Genomic DNA, 18,556 nt, shown 5'->3' with positions numbered 1-18,556 from the left:
AACTTTTAAGAATCAAATAGCATTTATTGACTTTTAATTAATATTAAAGCTAAATTATTAACCTTATCGTTAAATACAATTGCGATTAATTGAATTCATTTGTTAAACTTCAAATTAAATACAATTGAAAAAAAGAAAAGTGGAATTGGTTGTTATATCTGATGTTCATCTTGGAACTTTTGGAAGCCATGCCATTGAACTCAACAAATATTTATCTTCCATAAAGCCTAAAATTCTAGTTTTAAATGGAGATATTATTGATATCTGGCAATTTAGAAAATCGTATTTTCCAAAAACACATCTAAAAGTCATTCAAAAAATAATAAGCTTTGCTTCAAAAGGAACAAAAGTGTATTATATCACTGGAAATCACGATGAAATGCTACGGAAATTCAGTGACATGAATATGGGTAATTTTGCCTTGGTTGATAAATTAGTATTGGAACTAGACGACAAAAAAGCGTGGATATTTCATGGCGATGTATTTGATGCTTCTGTACATCATGCTAAATGGATTGCAAAACTAGGTGGATTAGGTTATGACTATCTGATTCTAATAAACCGTTTTGTTAATTGGTGTTTAAAACGATTTGGAAAAGAACCCTATTCTTTTTCTAAAAAAATCAAAGCAAGTGTCAAGAAAGCAGTAAAGCACATATCGGATTTTGAAGAAACGGCTACTGATATTGCAATAGAAAAAAAATACGATTATGTAATTTGCGGACATATACATGAGCCAAAAATCATAAAAAAAGAAAATAAAAATGGGAAAACATTGTATTTGAATTCTGGAGATTGGGTGGAGAATTTAACTGCTTTGGAATACAATAAAAAACGATGGAAACTATATCATTATAAAGAAACTAATTATTCTGAAGAAGAAAATTTATTTGAAATGGAAGATCTTTTGAGTAATGAACTTGTTAATTCTATTCTTTTGTCCAAATAAATCCATTTACTCTCCTAAATTAATAGATGTTTTAAAACACATAATTTATAGCGATTATGTTTTATATAATGAAGTTCAGCTGTGCTAATTTTTTCACAAACATGTAAATTATATAACAAATAAGAATTATAGTATAAATCGATTCTTTGTATTGTTTAGTAAATTTGTAAAAACAAAAAATTAACAAATGAAAAAAATTATTTTATCTGCTTTTATGCTAATCGGTTTAGCATTTAGCGCACAGGCACAAGATATCTCTAAAAATGCATTAGGACTTCGTTTTGGTGACAATGGTGGATTTGGAGGAGAACTTTCTTACCAAAGAGCTTTATCAAGCAACAATAGATTAGAATTAGATTTAGGTTGGAGAAACAGAAGTGATTTTAATCACAATGGTTATGATGACAATGCTATAAAATTAGCTGGTTTGTACCAATGGGTTTGGAACATTGATGGTGGTTTCAACTGGTATGCTGGTGTAGGTGGTGGATTAGGTAGTTATAGTTATGACAACGGTGGAAATCACTACAATGATACTTTTGCTTTTGCTGCAGGGGATGTAGGATTAGAATACAACTTTGACATTCCTTTGTTAGTATCTTTGGATTTCAGACCAGAATTTGGTGGAAACGGATATTACAAAAACAATTATGGTTCAGACATCGCATTAAGTGTTAGATACCAATTCTAAAACTTAGTTTTATTATATAAAAAATGCCACTAGAAATAGTGGCATTTTTTTATTTAATTATAATTTCTTTTTTAGAATTTATTTTTACTACACAAAAAGGATAAGTAAAACCTTGAGTGACTATTGTCCCTGCTTCAGGTTCAGTTTCTTTTACTGTAACAATTACATTTTTATCCGTTTCAACTACATTTTCAACCGTTATTTTAAATCCACCTGTAGTTTTCTCTCCCATATTTAAAATGACAAAATTTGATTTTTGAACATCAGTTGGGCTAATTTTATTTTTCAGCATTTTATCATTCTGCAACATCCTAATTTCATTTGGTTCCGTAAGAATTTCAAAGAAATGAATGTTTCCACCACCATCTGACTGCTGAGTTAAGACCTCATATAAAGCTTTTTTTCCTGTACTCTTTGTTACAGTAGTCCCACAGGAAAACAAAGTCAAAGTAAATAATGCTATTGCTGTTTTTTTCATTTTTTTATCTTAATTCTAAAGAATTATTCTTTTTTGGCTTCTCTTAGAAATTTATTTTTTTTCGAATATTTCTTTATTGCTTTTTGGTACAATTCAACATAGAGCGGTAAAATGTTTTTAATATCGAATTTTTTTGCAACTGATAAAGCATTTTCTTTAAATTTTAAAAGAGTTTCTTCATCACTCAAAATTTTCAATGCATTCTCGGCCATTTCATCAGTCTTCCCTACATCACTTAAATATCCTGAAATTCCATCAAAATTAACTTCAGACAAACCACCCGAGTTACTTGAAATTACTGGAACACTCCAAGCCATAGCTTCAAGAGCTGCAAGTCCAAAACTTTCCGTTTCAGAAGGCAATAAAAATAAATCCGTATAACTTAATATCTTATCAATCTCATTGCTATTACCAAAAAAGATTACTTTATCCAAAATCCCTAATTCTTGGCATAAATATTCTGCCTTTTCCTTTTCAGGACCATCTCCCACCATCATTAATTTAGCAGGAATTTCTTTTTGAATTTTATAAAATATTTTAATTACATCTGGAATCCTTTTTACTTTTCTAAAATTACTGATATGAGTAATTATACGTTCCGTTGGTTTTGCCATTACGGAACGGTGACAAGCAATACTAGGATCAGTATTATTTTTATCTAATTCAATAAAATTGGGTATTACATGTATGTCTCTTTTAATATTGAATAATTTATAAGTATCATCCTTTAAACTTTGGGAGACAGAAGTTACCACATCCGATTTGTTGATGCTAAAACTTACTGCTGGTTTATAAAATGGATGATTCCCTACTAATGTAATATCTGTTCCATGTAGCGTCGTAACCATTGGAATTTCAATTCCTTCGTCCTTAAGCATTTGTTTAGCCATATATCCTGCATAAGCATGTGGAATGGCATAATGCACGTGCAAAATCTCAATTTTATGTAGTTTAACCATATCAACTAACTTACTCGACAAAGCTAATTCATAAGGTTGATAATGAAATAAAGGATATTCCGGCACATTCACTTCGTGATAATGAACATTGGGATTCAATAATGCCAAACGTACTGGTTGACTATAAGTAATAAAATGGATTTCATGTCCTAGTCTAGCTAATTCAAGCCCTAACTCTGTAGCGACAACGCCACTTCCTCCAAATGTAGGATAACAAACTATTGCAATTTTCATGGGTATATTTTAATAAAACGAATTTAAGGAAAATTGCGATGCCATTCTATTTTTAATAAAAAAATGCTACTAATGATTCCTAATTAATAAAAAATAATTTAATTATAATAATCAATTTTCAATAGCCTGATATATTAATTCTTGAATGTCTTCGCGTATATTCTCTTTTGATAATTTATTGGCTGATTCAGCTGGAAATGTCCTATTCGATAAAAAGATATAAACGATATCAGTTTCGGGATCAGCCCAAGCCATTGTTCCCGTAAATCCTGTATGCCCAAAACTGGTCATCGAAGCACAACCACAAGTTGGTCCACTACTTCCTAGTTGTGGTTTATCAAACCCTACTCCCCTCCTATTTCCTTCAGAACAAAAATAGCAAGTGTTAAAGTCATTAAATGTCTTTTCAGAAAAATATTGATGATTGCCATAATTCCCTTTTTGAAGGTACAACTGCATTATTTTGGCAACATCCATACTATTTGAAAAGATTCCTGCATGCCCTCCAACGCCACCTTCCATAGCTGCTCCCATATCATGAACATAACCTTGGATTATTTGATGACGGAAATACGTATCGATTTCTGTTGGTATTATTCTATTTTTATTGATTTTTCCTAATGGATTGTACATCGTATTATTAGTACCCAGTGGTTTATAGAAATTCTCAGTACTTAGAACATCTAATTTTTTTCCTGTTGCTTTTTCCAAATATTCCTTCAAAATCATAAACGTAAAATCACTGTATTTGTATTTTTTTTGGGGTAATAATTTACTGTCAACAATCAATTTCATAATCGTATCATTATAATCCGATCTTAAAAACAGGCTGTCAGCAATTTTTACAGCAAAATTAGGCTCCTGAACTTTCTTATAATATTTATCCAATGGATTTCCATTTTTATCAATTGTAGCTTTATAAAAAGGAATCCAAGGTTGCAATCTGGCATAATGGGATAATAACTCTTTAAAATGAATATCAGCTTTATTTGAGTTTTTAAAAATAGGCAACATAGAATCCAATCTAGTTTCCATATTTATCTTCTGCTGATCGTATTGTACCATCACATTGGGCAATGTAGATAGTATTTTGGTCAATGAAGCCACATCGTAAACATCTGAATTAGTAACTTTTACAGCAGAATCATAGGTTGGACTTCCAAATGATTTTTGATAAATTACTTTCCCTTTTCTAGCCACCAAAATCTGTAATCCAGGCGTCATTTTACCATTTATTGCTTTGCGTGCTAGGTTGTCAATTTTTGCTAAAACTAAAGGGTTCATTCCCACGTTTTCAGGAGCAGTGAAACCTAATACATTTAATTTTTCAGTAGTTAAACCAAAATTGGCATTAAAACTATTAGTAATTGAAACTGGCAATTTTCCTTTAGCGCTTATGGCACCAAAAATCAATTCAGCCGAAACTTCTTGTGCAATTGCACTGTTTTGATAGGAAACAATAATCCCTTTAAAATCATTAAAATCGGTCACAGGAATTAATGAATATGGAGATGCAAAAACATCCAGAATTACATTATTATTTTTGGCCAATGAAGCCAATTTTACTAATTCCGATGGTTTAAAATCATGGTTCTTAAAAGCAGCATCCGATTTATGATATCCTATAATTACGGTATTAAACTGTTTTAATTTAGATTGCAAACTATCTATGTTGGTATCCGTAATCTCAGTAACCTCTGTATATTTTTTTAATGTTGAAACAAAAGTACTGTTTGTAGCATCACCCATTTTTACATACGCAATCTTTTGATTTTCTAAATTCTTAATAGGCAAAATAGATGTTTCATTTTTTAAAACTGTAATTGCATTTTCATACAATTCATATTGCAATGCATCATTTTTTGACGAATTAAGATCTTGGTACAAATTTGAAATCTCAATAGGCTTATATGAATTCAAGCCTGCCAAATATTTAAATTTTAAAATTTTCTTAACCGAGAAATCCAATCTTTCTGCGGTAAACAAAGAATCCTGATACGCTTTTTTTAATGTTTCTAAAGCCACTGGAACATCTTCAGGAAATAATAAAATATCATTTCCAGCCAAAAAAGCATCTAAATCCACTTCACCTGGCTTTTTATAATTGCTCACTGCTTTCATATTCAGTGCATCAGTAAAAATTAGACCTTTAAATCCTAATTCTTTTTGAAGAACATTAGTTACAACATTATAGGAAATCGAAGATGGATAATTGGGTCTTGATTCTAAACTTGGAACATTTAGATGTGCCACCATAACAGAAGACAATCCTTCTTCAAAAGCTTTTTTATAAGGCCAAAACTCCATGATTTCGAGTCTTTCTTTTGAAAAATTCACAGTAGGTAACCCTTTATGAGAATCTGTTTCCGTATCACCATGACCTGGAAAATGTTTTCCTGTTGCAAATATTCCTTTACTTTGAAACCCTTTCATGAGTGCAATAGCTCTTTCGGTGACATTGTATTTATCTTCTCCAAAAGAACGAAATCCAATAATAGGATTATTGGGATTGGTATTGATGTCAAGTACTGGAGCAAAGTTGAACTGAAGTCCCAATCTTTTACTTTGATCCCCAATTTGTTCACCCATTTTTTCAATCAACTTAATATCCTGAACAGCACCCAAAGTCATATTATAAGGATAACTATAGGTAGAATCCAGTCGCATACTTAAACCCCACTCCGCATCATTTCCTATAAATAAAGGTGTTTTGGATTTAGACTGATACCGATTGGTCAATTTTGCTTGACGAACAGGACCGCCTTGAAAGAATATTAATCCTCCAATTTTGTTTTCTGTAATTAGTTTATCAATCGCATTTTCATGAGCAGCATCTTTATTTGAATATGCCGCTACCATAAATAACTGCCCTAATTTTTCATCAAATGAGAGTCCGCTATATATACTGTCAACCCATTTATTCCCATCACGAGACAACTTAAAAAGGGAGGTCTCTTCTTTGGATTTATCAATTTTAAAATCACTAACCTCTGTTGGAATATGAGAAAAAACGACTTTTGGCTTATTATTTTTTGTACCAATACAACTGGCTACAAAAAAAAATAAGACATAAAGAAAAGAATTTCTGATGCCTATATTTTTCATTAAAGTATTTTTATTTTAGAAAAATCGACTGTGCCAACTGTCTAAAGCTGGAACTTCCCATGATTCATTATATTCCTCGATATTGTTCACTAAATTATTAAAAACAATAGTGTTTTCAGTAACAGCTTTATCTTTAACCATTTTTTTGAAATCTATTAATGGCTTATGAGCAATATGTTCTCCTAGTTTAAAAGTAACATTCATTTTATCCAATAAATCTACTGCATATTTTTGCTCCAAACTTTGAATAAATTCAACTGATGAATCGATTGAACATCCTGTTGCCGCCTGAACATCCTGATTCACAGCAATAATAATAAATCTATTGTATTTTAATTGGTACGAAGATTCTAAACTAGTTCCATGTGCTGCCCAAGCTTCAAGAAAAGTATTTAAAGCAACTTCGATTTCGGAAAACTCGGCATCCGAAAATTTTCTATTCGATTGGTAAATCCAAATTCTGGATTCTTCGGGTAAATTTTCAAATGGTACGTACATATGATTTATGATTTTAGAAAAACGATTTTAGATTTCTGAATGAAAACTAATCTCGTTTTATAGTATAATTAATATTATTAAAAAGCATTTTTGCAAACAGCTAATCTAGTTTGGAATTCATAGTATTAAACTAGAATAAAATAAAACTACAAACTAATAATGATGATGCTCTCTTATAGATCTTGCGCATTTGCAATTAATTCCGCTATGTCCATTACTTTAACATCAGCTTCTTTTTCTTTGTTTTTAATACCATCAGTCATCATTGTATTACAAAAAGGACATCCAGTAGCAATAATGTTTGGTTGCACTTCCAATGCATCTTCAGTTCTTAAAACATTTACTTCCTTATTACCAGGTTCAGCATCCTTAAACATTTGAGCACCACCAGCACCACAACAAAGTCCATTTACTTTTGAACGTTTCATTTCAACTAATTCAGCATCCAATTTTGAAATTAAATCTCTTGGAGCTTCATACACATTATTTGCTCTTCCTAAATAACACGGGTCATGAAAAGTAATTTTCTTTCCTTTAAACTGTCCTCCTTCAATAGTCAGTCTACCAGTATCTAATAATGATTTTAAAAACTCAGTATGGTGAATTACTTCATATTTACCTCCTAATTCAGGGTATTCATTTTTCAAAGTATTAAAACAATGCGGACAGGCGGTCACTATTTTCTTTGCCTCATATCCATTCAAAACTTCAATGTTCATCATGGCCTGCATTTGAAACAAAAATTCATTTCCTGCTCTTTTTGCAGGATCTCCTGTACAACTTTCTTCTGTACCAAGCACAGCAAAAGGTACATTAGCACGATTTAAAATTCGAACAAATGCTTTAGTAATTTTTTTTGCTCTATCGTCAAAACTTCCTGCGCAACCCACCCAAAACAACACTTCTGGCTGTTTTCCTTGAGCAAGCATCTCTGCCATAGTTGGCACTATTAAATTTTCTGACATTTTGTGTTATTTTATTCAGTTTTCAAACTAACTGGTTATCTTATAATTTTAAAGTAGTAAAAGCTATTAACAAAGTACCTTAAAATATTAATGTTCATTTTTCCAATTCAATCTATCTTGTTGATTAAACTGCCATGGTGCCCCATTATTTTCAATATTTGTCATCATTGCATTTAGTGGCATTGGCGCTGCACTTTGCTCCATAACTAAATAACGACGCATATCCATAATAATCGAAAGAGGACTTATATTAACTGGACATTCTTCAACACATGCATTACAAGATGTACAAGCCCACAATTCCTCAGGTGTAATATAATCGTTTAATAATGTTTTATTATCCGGAATAAAAACACCTTTGTTTGCATCAATATTTTTACCTACTTCTTCCATTCTATCTCTAGTATCCATCATGATCTTACGAGGAGATAATTTCTTCCCTGTTTGATTTGCTGGACAAGATGATGTACAACGGCCACATTCTGTACAGGTATAGGCGTTTAGCAATTGTACCCAGTTTAAATCCTGAATATCACTTGCTCCAAATTTAGCTGGCAACTCTCCTTCTACTGGAGCTGGCGCTGCTGCAAATGGATCAGCATTAGGATCCATCATCATTTTTACTTCTGTAGTAACTGCTTCTAAATTATCAAATTGTCCCAATGGGTTTAAATTTGCAAAATAGGTGTTTGGGAAAGCTAATAGTATGTGTAAGTGTTTTGAAAAATACAAATAGTTCATAAATACTAAAATACCTACTATATGTAGCCACCAGAATATTTGAGTTAACAACATCACAAATTCATTTGACATGCCATTAAACAAAGGCTCAATGAATTGACTTATTGGAAACGAACCCGCTTGAATAAAATGAGAGAAACCTCCTGGTACATTTTGCAAATGCAGATCAGAAGCATTCATCAAAAGGAATAAGGTCATCAATACCATTTCGAAATAGAGGATGTAATTAGCATCACTTTTTGGAAATCCTTTCATTTCAGGATTCATGAATCGTTTTAATCTCACAATGTTTCTTCTAATCCAAAAAACAGTAACTGCAACCAAAACCAAAAATGCCAATATTTCAAAAGAACCAATTAAAACATTATAAGCAGTTCCTAAAAAGGCAAATATTCTATGAGTACCAAATAAACCGTCAATAATTATTTCTACAAGCTCAATATTGATTATTATGAATCCCAAATAAACAACAATATGAAGCGCACCAGCAATGGGTCTTTTGACCATTTTTGATTGCCCCAAAGCTATCATAGCCATGTTTTTCCAACGAGAACCAGAATTGTCTTTCCTGTCAACATCTATACCTAGATTGATGTTTCTAATTATTTTTTTTATATTATTAAAAAAATAACCAAACCCAATAACTAAAACTATGGCAAATAATATATTGTCTAAATAGCTCATGAAAAATTGTTTTATTTTTTTGAAATTGTATCTGCAACTGGAGCCTTATAGGGCTTATTTTTCTTTCCAAAAAGAGAAACATTTACATACCTAGTAGGATAAAGTCTAACATCTTGTAGCAATAACTCCAACTCTTTAGATGTTTTTGCTAAATTCGTATATAAAGCGTCATCGGTTACTAATTTACCCATTGTCCCTTTTCCAGATTTTATTCCGTCCATAATACCATCCACTTTTGCTAATGTCGTATTAAGGTTTTTAACCGTTTTTCCTAAATCAGCTTTATTCAATGAATCTGATATTTTAGAAAAATCTCCAGAAATTTTATTGAAATTGGTAACGACTCCTTTTATTTGAGTTTTATTATCTTCCAAGATGGTATTCATGCTGATAGATGCTTTATGAAATTGCTCCATTGTTTTGCTTAATTCAGCTAAACTAATCTTTAAATCATCTTGGGCTTTTTTATCTAAAACGTTATTGACACCACTAATTAGTTTATCAGCATTATCCATTATTTTTTCTAATTTATCCTGAAGAGGAACCAATTGATCACCAACTTTATCAGTAAGTCCAAGTTTAATATTGCCTGTTAGTTTTTCTCCAGTAAGAGCAATACTTTTATCCTTAAAATTAGGTTCAATTGCTATTTGTTTGCCAGCAATTAACCCTGGTTCATAGATAGAGGCAACACTGGATTTAGAAATAGGAAAATCCGATTTGATTTGTAATTCTACTAATAAGTTTCCTGTATTTTCATTTATCGTAATGCTGTTTACTTTACCGATTACTAGACCGTTTAAAGTAACTGGAGCTGATTTAGCTAACCCTTCTACTGATTGGTATTCGACATATAATGTTTTATAACTCGTAAAAAGATCTCTCCCTTTTAAGAAACTATAACCCCAAATAAATAATAATATTGAAGCAATTACTAAAATTGCTGTCTTGATTTCTCTTGTTAATTTCAAAATGTAAGTATTTTGTACAAATTTAATATAAAAAATTCGAACTTATAGTTATTTAATAGCTTCTTGAATGCTGATTTTTTCACCATTTTTAAATGCTATTAAAAAAGCCGATTCATAACCCTTTGCTTTAGCTTCTTCTAATAAACTTTTAGATTCATTATAATCAGAAGTTTCACCGTACATGTATTTATAAACTCTATTTTCATACTCTAAAGATATATTTTTTAATCCTCTAAAATTTTTTGGTTCCAAATCTAATTTTCTACTACTTGCTGAAATTTGAACTTTAAAAAGAACTTCATTATTTCGGCTAGAGGCAGTTTTTTTTAACTCCACAGATTCTAAAACAATTTTAGTTTTAACGGGAGTAGCCGTGTCCTTAGCTGGCTTATCGATACTCCTTTGTGATGGTCTTGCTTCATAGGTTTCAGTTGAACCATTACCATAATACTCGTTTTTATAACTCATAATTGCACTTGCAATAGCTTTGGCAATTTCATTTTGACCATCCTCTGAATCTAATAAATTTCCTTCAGTAAAATTAGAGATAAATCCCATCTCTATTAACACTCTTGGCATATACGCTTTATGAAGTACCATAAAAGGAGCTTGCTTTACACCACCACCTCTAATTCTTTTTCCTAAACCACCAAATGCTTCTTCAATTTTACTTGCAAGAGTAATACTATTATCTAAATACTCTTCTTGCATTAAGGTCATTCCAATCATTGTTTCGGGAGAATTTGGATCAAATCCTTCATATTTTCGTTTATAATCCTTCTCTAAAGTAATAACCGAGTTTTCCTTCTTAGCCGCCTCTAAATTAGATGCGATTTTATTCATACCCATTACATAGGTCTCTGTACCATCTGCTGCAGTATTTCTATTGGCATTACAATGAATAGAAACAAAAATATTAGCATCAGCTCTATTGGCGATATTGGCTCTTTCAACCAAATCTATAAAAACATCAGTCTTTCTAGTGTACGTTACATCCACCTTTGAATTAGCTTCTAATAACTTTCCAACTTTCAGTACTACCGCTAAAGCAATATTTTTTTCAACATGCCCATTATAAACAGCACCAAAATCATGATCTCCATGTCCGGCATCTAGGGTTACTTTAAAAATGTTTGATTGTCCATAGCCTGTAAAAGTGACTATAAATAGTAAAAAAGGAATAATGATTTTCATCTTATAAAATATATGCATAAATCTAAAGTTAATTTATATGAAAGACTACGGTTATAATTTTTTTTATTTGATTATTTTTGACAAAAAATAATCTGTAAGTTTGACACTTCAAAAAACAGGCCATAATTTTACAAAAATAGCATTAAAACCTTTGCAGACAAACTTATTTAATATCGTTTTATTATCATTTTTCCTTACAATCGGATGCAATCATCTGTATTCGCAAGATATTTCAAAAAAAACGAGCGCTATACCTGCTAAGAAGCAAGTAGATACGTCCTCTTCAGTTAGTACAAAATCGAATCAAACTCTTTTAGAACAAAAAAAAGAGACTGATACATTAATTAGAATTGACACTTTAAAATCTAAAAAAGCATTTCTTGACGGAAAAGTAAAATATAAGGCTGAAAAATATGCCAAAATTGACCAAAAGAAAAAACTAATAACTTTATATGATAAAGCCGAATTATACTATCAAGATGTCGAATTAACATCGGGTATAATTATTATGGATTATGAAAAAAATGAAGTCTATGCCGGAAGAATTAAAGATTCAACGGGAAAGTACACGCAATACCCTCATTTTAAACAAGGGGCTAATGAGGTAGAACCTGATTCTATTCGTTTTAATTTCAAAACTAAAAAAGCCTTAATATGGAACTCCAGATCCGACCAAGGTGAGTTTAAAATAAAAGCCTCGATAACTAAAAAAGAAAATGATTCTGTCTATTTTTTAAAAGGCGCTCGGTTTACCACTTCAAAAGATGTAGATAATCCTGAATATTATTTTCAAACAAATAAAGTAAAATTTATCCCTGGAAAAAAAGTAATAACTGGTTTAACTAATATGGTAATCGCTAATGTACCTACTCCCATTGCATTACCATTTGCTTATTTTCCAATGAGCAAAGAAACAAATATTTCTGGATTGATATTACCCAGTTACAATGACTCCAATACTAGAGGTTTTTCATTACAAAATGGAGGCTATTATTTTGCACTAAGTGATAATTATGATTTAACAGTATTGGGTGATTATTACACCAATGGAAGTTACGGTTTGCGATTTGAGTCCTCCTATGCTAAACGATACAGCTACCGAGGAAATTTAAATTTTAGGTACGAAAACTTAATTTCTAGTGAAAGAGGCTACCCTGATTATAGTAAACAAAAAATATACAATATACAATGGTCACATTCACGAGATTCCAAAGCAAATCCTAACTCCAGTTTTTCAGCTTCTGTCAATCTTGGAAGTAGCAAGTATTTCCAACAATCTATAAATCAAGCTAATATTGGATCTAATCTTAACAATACCTTAAGTTCATCTGTTTCGTATTCTAAAACATTTAATTCGGTCCCACAGGTAAGAATGTCACTATCAGCAACTCATTCTCAAAATACACAGACTGAAGTTATAAACATGACACTACCTACACTTCAACTAAGCGTAGATCGTATTTATCCTTTTGTGGGGAAAGATGGAGTAAAAAAAGGTTTTTTTAAGAACATCAATTTGCAATATAATTTGAATGGTCGAAATAGTATTACAACAACGGATTCGCTATTTTTTAAACCTCAAATGTTTAAAGATGCAAAAATGGGAGTACAACACAGTATTCCTTTAAGCACCAATTTTAAACTGTTTAAATATTTTAGCGCTTCCACTTCATTAAACTACGAAGAAGTATGGTATGCAAAAACAATTAGTCGCAGCTATGATTCAGACCAAAGTAAAGTAGTTGATAAAATTGTGAATGGTTTTGATGCGTATAGAACCTATTCTTTTTCATCCAGTGTAGGAACAACTATTTATGGAACTTTTAACTTTGGTAAAGATAAAAAGATACAAGCCATAAGACATGTTATGAGACCATCTGTTTCTTATAGCTACACCCCTAGTTTTGAAAAATATTATGATACCTATGCTTCTGATGCTACTGGAACCATTACAAAACAGTACACTCGATTTGAAGGAGGCATCTTTGGAGCTCCCGGTTTAAGTAATTCAAATATACTAGGTTTTGATTTAAGTAATACTTTTGAAGCAAAAGTGACCGACAGGGACAGTACTAAGGTAGAGGCAAAAAAAATAATGCTGCTTAACAATTTAAACATCTCAACAAGTTACAATCTTGATGCTGACGGAGTCAATACACTAGCATTAGCTCCGTTTAGATTAAGTGGAGGAACACAACTATTAAATAATAAAATGAATGTTAATTTTGGGACAACATTAGACCCCTATGCCATTAACAATTCTGGTACTCGAATAAACACCTTTAATATTAATAATGGAGGAAGTTTATTCAGAATGACAAGTGCAAACATGACTTTGAATTATTCTATTTCAAGTAAAGAAAAAGACAAAACCAATAAAGATAAAAATACCCAAAGTGAAAGAAATGGTGGTCGTGAAGATGATCTTTTTGGAAAAAACACCATTGTAAATGACAATACTAAAAGTCAATTTGACGGCAGTGAAGAAGAAGGCGATGATAAAATATCTGAATTTTTTAGATCCAAATTACCTTGGGACATGACTTTTGCCTACTCCTTAACCTATGGAAATAACAATAGAGAAAAGCAAATCATAGGAAACTCTATCATGATTTCAGCAAATGCCGACTTGACACCAAAATGGAAAGCTGGAATATCAACTGGATATGATTTTGTTCAAAATGGAGTTACCTTTACACAACTAAGATTTGAACGAGATTTACTAAGCTGGAGAATGGATTTCAACTGGACTCCTTTTGGGACTAATGCGAACTGGGGATTTTTTATAGGTATAAAATCTGGTGTTTTAAGTGATATTAAATGGAATAAACGAAGCACTATCAACCGTTAAGAATAAATAACGAAAATGAAATATTATGAAAAAAATAATTTTTACCGATAAAGCTCCCGCGCCAATAGGTCCATACAATCAAGCCGTACTCAAAGGAAACACACTATATACGTCTGGACAAATAGCTATCGATCCAAAAACGGATGAGTTAAATACTGAGAATATACAAATAGAAACGCAGCAAGTCATGGAAAATATGAAAGCGGTTCTTGACGAAGCAGGAATGACATTTGAAAATGTAGTGAAAACAACTATATTTATTATGGACATGAATGATTTCGCCAAAATAAATTCAGTCTATGCCACTTATTTTAATGAAAAAACAGCCCCAGCTCGTGAAACGGTTCAAGTAGCTTGTTTACCTAAGAATGTAAATGTAGAGATTTCAATGATTGCAATACTATAGTTTATAAAATCTAAACCCTTTATAAAATTAAAAATGTCCCGCTATAAGTTGGGACATTTTTATTTCTAATAGAAACAGGAGCAAAATCAATAAAAAAACCGTCTCAAAAGAAAACGGTTTAATAAATATAGTATACATATAAGTTCTATAATTTCATTATAATTGCATTTAACAACAATTGTGCTGAAGCTTCATTTGTTGCGATAGGCACATTGTGTACGTCACAAACTCGAAGTAACATATTAATGTCTACTTCATGAGCATGACTTGCTAAGGGATCTTTAAAAAATAAAACTAATTTAGTTTTACCTTCAGCAACTCTTGCTGCAATTTGAGCATCACCTCCCATAGGTCCTGAAAGCATCTTTTTTACTTTAAATCCTGCATTCTCCGCTTTACCACCAGTTGTTCCAGTTGCAATAAGCTTAATTTTTTCGTTTTTTAAAATGTCGATATTTTTATTCAAAAACTGAACCATATCTACTTTTTTTCCATCATGGGCAATAATTGCAATTTCCATCGATAGCCCTCTTTATTTATTTGCAATATGATAAGCAATCAATCCATCAATAGGTCTTCTAAGTACATTCCCTAGTTGCAATTCATATTTATCAAAAGTTTGTTGTAATTCTTCTTTTAAATAAAAAGCAATTGACCCTACAAAATGAACAGGTACTTCTTTACAATTTTCATATTGTTTGATGTAATTTTTCACAAAAGACTTCATCCCTTTCATGATTATCTTTTTACATAATTCACTCTCTTTATGCTGAATTAAAAACTTAGCAAAAGTGGCTAAATAGGCATTTGGATTTGCTTCTTTATATAATTTACTTTTAATAAAGTCGGGATCTAAATTATATTCCTTTTCAAATGCTTCAGCTAGTTCCTTTGGCATTTTATTAAAGTAATACTTTCTAATTAATTCTTTTCCAAAAACATTTCCACTACAATCATCCATTACAATATAACCTAATGACTGCACCTTTTGATGCAATTCTTTACCATCAAAATAACTACAGTTTGATCCTGTTCCTAAAATAGAAACAATTGCTTTTTGGTTTTTTGGCGTAGTCGCATATACTGCGGCATAGGTATCTTCTTCAACCGTAATGATAGCATTTGGAAAATAACTTTGAAAAGCTTGAGACAAAGTCAATTTCATTCTATCAGTTCCACAACCAGCTCCATAAAAGAATAAATGAGTTGCGTTTTTTTTGTTTTGCAAAATATCAAAACGATCGTTTAATCGCTCAATAATTTCATCATTTTCAAGTATTTCAGGATTTAATCCTAAAGTTTGTGTAGTAAATAATATTTTTCCATCATCATCTATCGCAATCCAATCGGCTTTCGTAGATCCACTATCAACAATTAATCTCATTTTTTTAGTTTTTGGGTTTTGGTTTTGCTCCTGGTTTAATATAAAAATGATTTACTATAAACCGATACAATATAAGAATAAAAAATAAAAATCCCGTTAAAATACAATAACGGGATTTATAAATATGTAAAAGATTATTTTAATCCAGAAATATGTACAGATAAATCAATCAATTTACTTGAATAACCATATTCGTTATCATACCAAGAAATGATTTTGAAGAAAGTAGAGTTTAATCCAATTCCAGCATTAGCATCAATGATAGAAGTTCTAGAATCACCAACGAAATCTTGTGAAACAACTAAGTCTTCAGTAAATCCTAAAACACCTTTCATATTAGTTTCAGAAGCATTTTTCAACACAGCCATGATTTCTTCGTAAGAAGTCTCTTTAGCAACTTTTACTGTTAAATCTACTGCAGAAACATCTGTAGTAGGAACACGGAAAGCCATACCAGTTAATTTTCCATTCAATTCAGGAATAACTTTACCTACTGCTTTAGCAGCTCCTGTAGAAGAAGGAATGATGTTACATGATGCAGCACGTCCACCTCTCCAGTCTTTTCTAGAAGGACCATCAGTTGTCATTTGAGTTGAAGTTGTAGCATGAACTGTAGTCATTAAAGCTTCAACAATTCCAAAATTATCATTAATAACTTTAGCTAAAGGAGCTAAACAGTTAGTAGTACAAGATGCATTAGAAACAATCAAATCAGAAGCTTTAGCTTCAGTATGATTAACTCCCATTACAAACATAGGTGCATCAGCTGAAGGAGCTGAAATAATTACTTTTTTTGCTCCACCTTTAATGTGCTCATTTGCAGTTTCAACAGTAGTAAAGAAACCAGTACATTCAGCAACTACATCAACATCAACTTCATTCCATTTCAAGTCAGCAGGATTTCTTTCTGCAGTAATACGAATGTTTTTTCCGTTTACAAAAAGTTTTCCTTCTTTTACTTCAACTGTTCCATTAAAACGTCCGTGAACTGAATCGTATTTTAATAAGTAAGCTAAGTGATCTACATCTAATAAATCATTTATTGCTACTACTTCTACATTGTCTCTATTGAAAGATTCTCTAAAAACAATTCTTCCAATTCTACCAAAACCGTTTATTCCTAATTTTACTTTTGACATTTCTTTATTATTTATTGTTTATTATTCATTTAAAAAAACAGAAGCTGTAGTTACACAGTTCCATTTTATAACTCTAAGTTGACATGATATCAGAAACTCTTAATAACTCTCTATCAATTTCTGATTTTCCTTTTATAGCTTGCTCTAATGGAGTAAGATTTACTTTGTCATTTTGTAAACCTACCATATAATTCGATTTTCCTTCTAACAATGATTCTACAGCTTTCACTCCTAATCTACTTGCTAAAACTCTGTCAAAACAAGATGGTGAACCACCACGTTGCATATGTCCTAAAACAGAAACTCTAACATCATACTCAGGTAAATTTGCTTCAACGTAGTCCTTTAATTCAAAAACGTTTTTACCAATTTTATCCCCTTCGGCAATCACAACGATACTCGATGATTTTCCAGAAGCTTTACTTTTTTGTAGAGAATCTAATAATCGATCTAAACCTAAATCTTCTTCAGGAATAAGAATTTCTTCGGCACCAGCACCAATTCCAGCATTCAATGCAATATGACCTGCATCTCTACCCATAACTTCTACGAAAAATAATCTGTTATGTGAGCTAGCTGTATCTCTAATTTTATCAATTACATCTACAACAGTGTTTAAAGCAGTATCGTAACCTAAGGTATGACTTGTTCCAAATATGTCATTATCAATGGTTCCTGGAATTCCCATTACTGGAAAATCAAATTCAGTGTTGAATAGTAAGCCACCTGTAAAAGTTCCATCTCCCCCAATTACTACTAAAGCATCAATCCCTGCTTTTACAAGATGGTCGTGTGCTTTTTTTCTTCCTTCTGGTGTTCTAAATTCAAGAGAACGAGCAGATTTTAATACTGTCCCTCCTTTATTTACAATATTATTTACAGAGCGAGGACCCATTTCTTTGAAGTCTCCTTCAATCATTCCTTGATATCCTCTATAAATTCCTATACATTCAATGTTATGATAAGCGCAAGTTCGAACTACTGATCGAATAGCAGCATTCATTCCAGGTGAATCACCACCCGAAGTTAAAACCCCTATTTTTTTTATTGTTTTTGGCATTATTTAAGTATTAAAGTGTAAAATTAGCAAACATAAAGCACTTAAAGCGTTATGTTTATATTAAATTAGTTAAGTGCTCTAAATTCAAACGTTTTCGTTAATAAGTTTTCAAAAAAACAAAAAAAAACCGTTTTTTTTCAACAAAAGTTAAATTTTTCAATTATTATTTGATAATTAACCATAAAAAAGCACTTCTCACTATTTTAAAGAATATAAAATCAAACATCTGAATTATTAAAATTAGTTA

The 18,556-nt window shown here is 31.3% G+C and carries 16 protein-coding genes; 4 read left to right on the top strand and 12 right to left on the bottom strand.

Annotated elements, in window-relative coordinates:
• Positions 1–124 precede the first annotated feature (124 nt).
• Together AB3G36_RS10810 and AB3G36_RS10805 are read left to right on the top strand one after the other, a co-directional pair.
• A complete protein-coding gene (locus AB3G36_RS10810) occupies positions 125–949 on the top strand; it encodes a UDP-2,3-diacylglucosamine diphosphatase (RefSeq protein ID WP_367752609.1) in 825 nt (274 codons plus the stop codon).
• Positions 950–1,136: 187 nt separating this feature from the next.
• Entirely contained in the window at positions 1,137–1,640 is a 504-nt protein-coding gene (locus tag AB3G36_RS10805) for a hypothetical protein (protein ID WP_367752607.1), read from the top strand.
• A 49-nt stretch (positions 1,641–1,689) separates the two neighbouring features.
• Here AB3G36_RS10805 and AB3G36_RS10800 read toward each other — a convergent pair whose 3' ends face one another.
• The 8 genes from AB3G36_RS10800 to AB3G36_RS10765 form a co-directional block, all read right to left on the bottom strand.
• The gene (locus AB3G36_RS10800) at positions 1,690–2,118 is read right to left on the bottom strand and encodes a protease complex subunit PrcB family protein (protein WP_367752605.1); all 429 of its coding nucleotides are present in this window, start codon (positions 2,116–2,118) and stop codon (positions 1,690–1,692) included.
• Positions 2,119–2,141: 23 nt separating this feature from the next.
• Positions 2,142–3,311 (bottom strand): N-acetyl-alpha-D-glucosaminyl L-malate synthase BshA, encoded by a 1,170-nt coding sequence (bshA, locus tag AB3G36_RS10795; protein ID WP_367752603.1) that lies wholly within the window; start codon positions 3,309–3,311, stop codon positions 2,142–2,144.
• A gap of 111 nt (positions 3,312–3,422) precedes the next feature.
• The gene (locus AB3G36_RS10790; RefSeq protein ID WP_367752601.1) at positions 3,423–6,416 is read right to left on the bottom strand and encodes a glycoside hydrolase family 3 N-terminal domain-containing protein; all 2,994 of its coding nucleotides are present in this window, start codon (positions 6,414–6,416) and stop codon (positions 3,423–3,425) included.
• A gap of 15 nt (positions 6,417–6,431) precedes the next feature.
• On the bottom strand, positions 6,432–6,914 hold the full coding sequence (locus AB3G36_RS10785) for an ABC transporter ATPase (protein WP_367752599.1): 483 nt from the start codon (positions 6,912–6,914) through the stop codon (positions 6,432–6,434).
• Between the two features lie 173 nt (positions 6,915–7,087).
• Positions 7,088–7,879 carry a (Fe-S)-binding protein gene (locus tag AB3G36_RS10780; protein WP_367752597.1) on the bottom strand — a complete coding sequence of 264 codons (792 nt, stop codon included), beginning with the start codon at positions 7,877–7,879 and terminating at the stop codon, positions 7,088–7,090.
• 87 nt (positions 7,880–7,966) lie between these two features.
• The gene (locus AB3G36_RS10775; RefSeq protein WP_367752595.1) at positions 7,967–9,304 is read right to left on the bottom strand and encodes a 4Fe-4S dicluster domain-containing protein; all 1,338 of its coding nucleotides are present in this window, start codon (positions 9,302–9,304) and stop codon (positions 7,967–7,969) included.
• Between the two features lie 11 nt (positions 9,305–9,315).
• A complete protein-coding gene (locus tag AB3G36_RS10770; protein WP_367752593.1) occupies positions 9,316–10,275 on the bottom strand; it encodes an MlaD family protein in 960 nt (319 codons plus the stop codon).
• A gap of 48 nt (positions 10,276–10,323) precedes the next feature.
• Positions 10,324–11,487, bottom strand: coding sequence for an N-acetylmuramoyl-L-alanine amidase (locus tag AB3G36_RS10765; protein ID WP_367752591.1), 1,164 nt, complete (start codon positions 11,485–11,487; stop codon positions 10,324–10,326).
• A gap of 82 nt (positions 11,488–11,569) precedes the next feature.
• Here AB3G36_RS10765 and AB3G36_RS10760 point away from each other — a divergent pair, with 82 nt between their 5' ends.
• Together AB3G36_RS10760 and AB3G36_RS10755 are read left to right on the top strand one after the other, a co-directional pair.
• Positions 11,570–14,320 (top strand): putative LPS assembly protein LptD, encoded by a 2,751-nt coding sequence (locus AB3G36_RS10760; protein WP_367752589.1) that lies wholly within the window; start codon positions 11,570–11,572, stop codon positions 14,318–14,320.
• A 25-nt stretch (positions 14,321–14,345) separates the two neighbouring features.
• The gene (locus AB3G36_RS10755) at positions 14,346–14,726 is read left to right on the top strand and encodes a RidA family protein (RefSeq protein ID WP_367752587.1); all 381 of its coding nucleotides are present in this window, start codon (positions 14,346–14,348) and stop codon (positions 14,724–14,726) included.
• A gap of 145 nt (positions 14,727–14,871) precedes the next feature.
• On the opposite strand, the gene AB3G36_RS10750 is transcribed toward AB3G36_RS10755, so the two are convergent.
• From AB3G36_RS10750 to pfkA, 4 genes are all read right to left on the bottom strand, one after another.
• Positions 14,872–15,246, bottom strand: a complete 375-nt coding sequence (locus AB3G36_RS10750; RefSeq protein WP_367752585.1) for a methylglyoxal synthase — start codon at positions 15,244–15,246, stop codon at positions 14,872–14,874.
• 12 nt (positions 15,247–15,258) lie between these two features.
• On the bottom strand, positions 15,259–16,110 hold the full coding sequence (locus AB3G36_RS10745; RefSeq protein WP_367752583.1) for an N-acetylglucosamine kinase: 852 nt from the start codon (positions 16,108–16,110) through the stop codon (positions 15,259–15,261).
• A 134-nt stretch (positions 16,111–16,244) separates the two neighbouring features.
• A complete protein-coding gene (gene gap / locus AB3G36_RS10740; RefSeq protein WP_367752581.1) occupies positions 16,245–17,249 on the bottom strand; it encodes a type I glyceraldehyde-3-phosphate dehydrogenase in 1,005 nt (334 codons plus the stop codon).
• Positions 17,250–17,322: 73 nt separating this feature from the next.
• A complete protein-coding gene (gene pfkA, locus AB3G36_RS10735; protein WP_367752579.1) occupies positions 17,323–18,309 on the bottom strand; it encodes a 6-phosphofructokinase in 987 nt (328 codons plus the stop codon).
• Positions 18,310–18,556: the final 247 nt, after the last annotated feature.

The organism is Flavobacterium sp. WC2430 (genome assembly GCF_040822075.1).
In the GTDB taxonomy this organism is placed as follows: domain Bacteria; phylum Bacteroidota; class Bacteroidia; order Flavobacteriales; family Flavobacteriaceae; genus Flavobacterium.
Note: the sequence above shows the minus strand (reverse complement) of the source record. Positions and strands in the feature narration are given on the sequence as shown.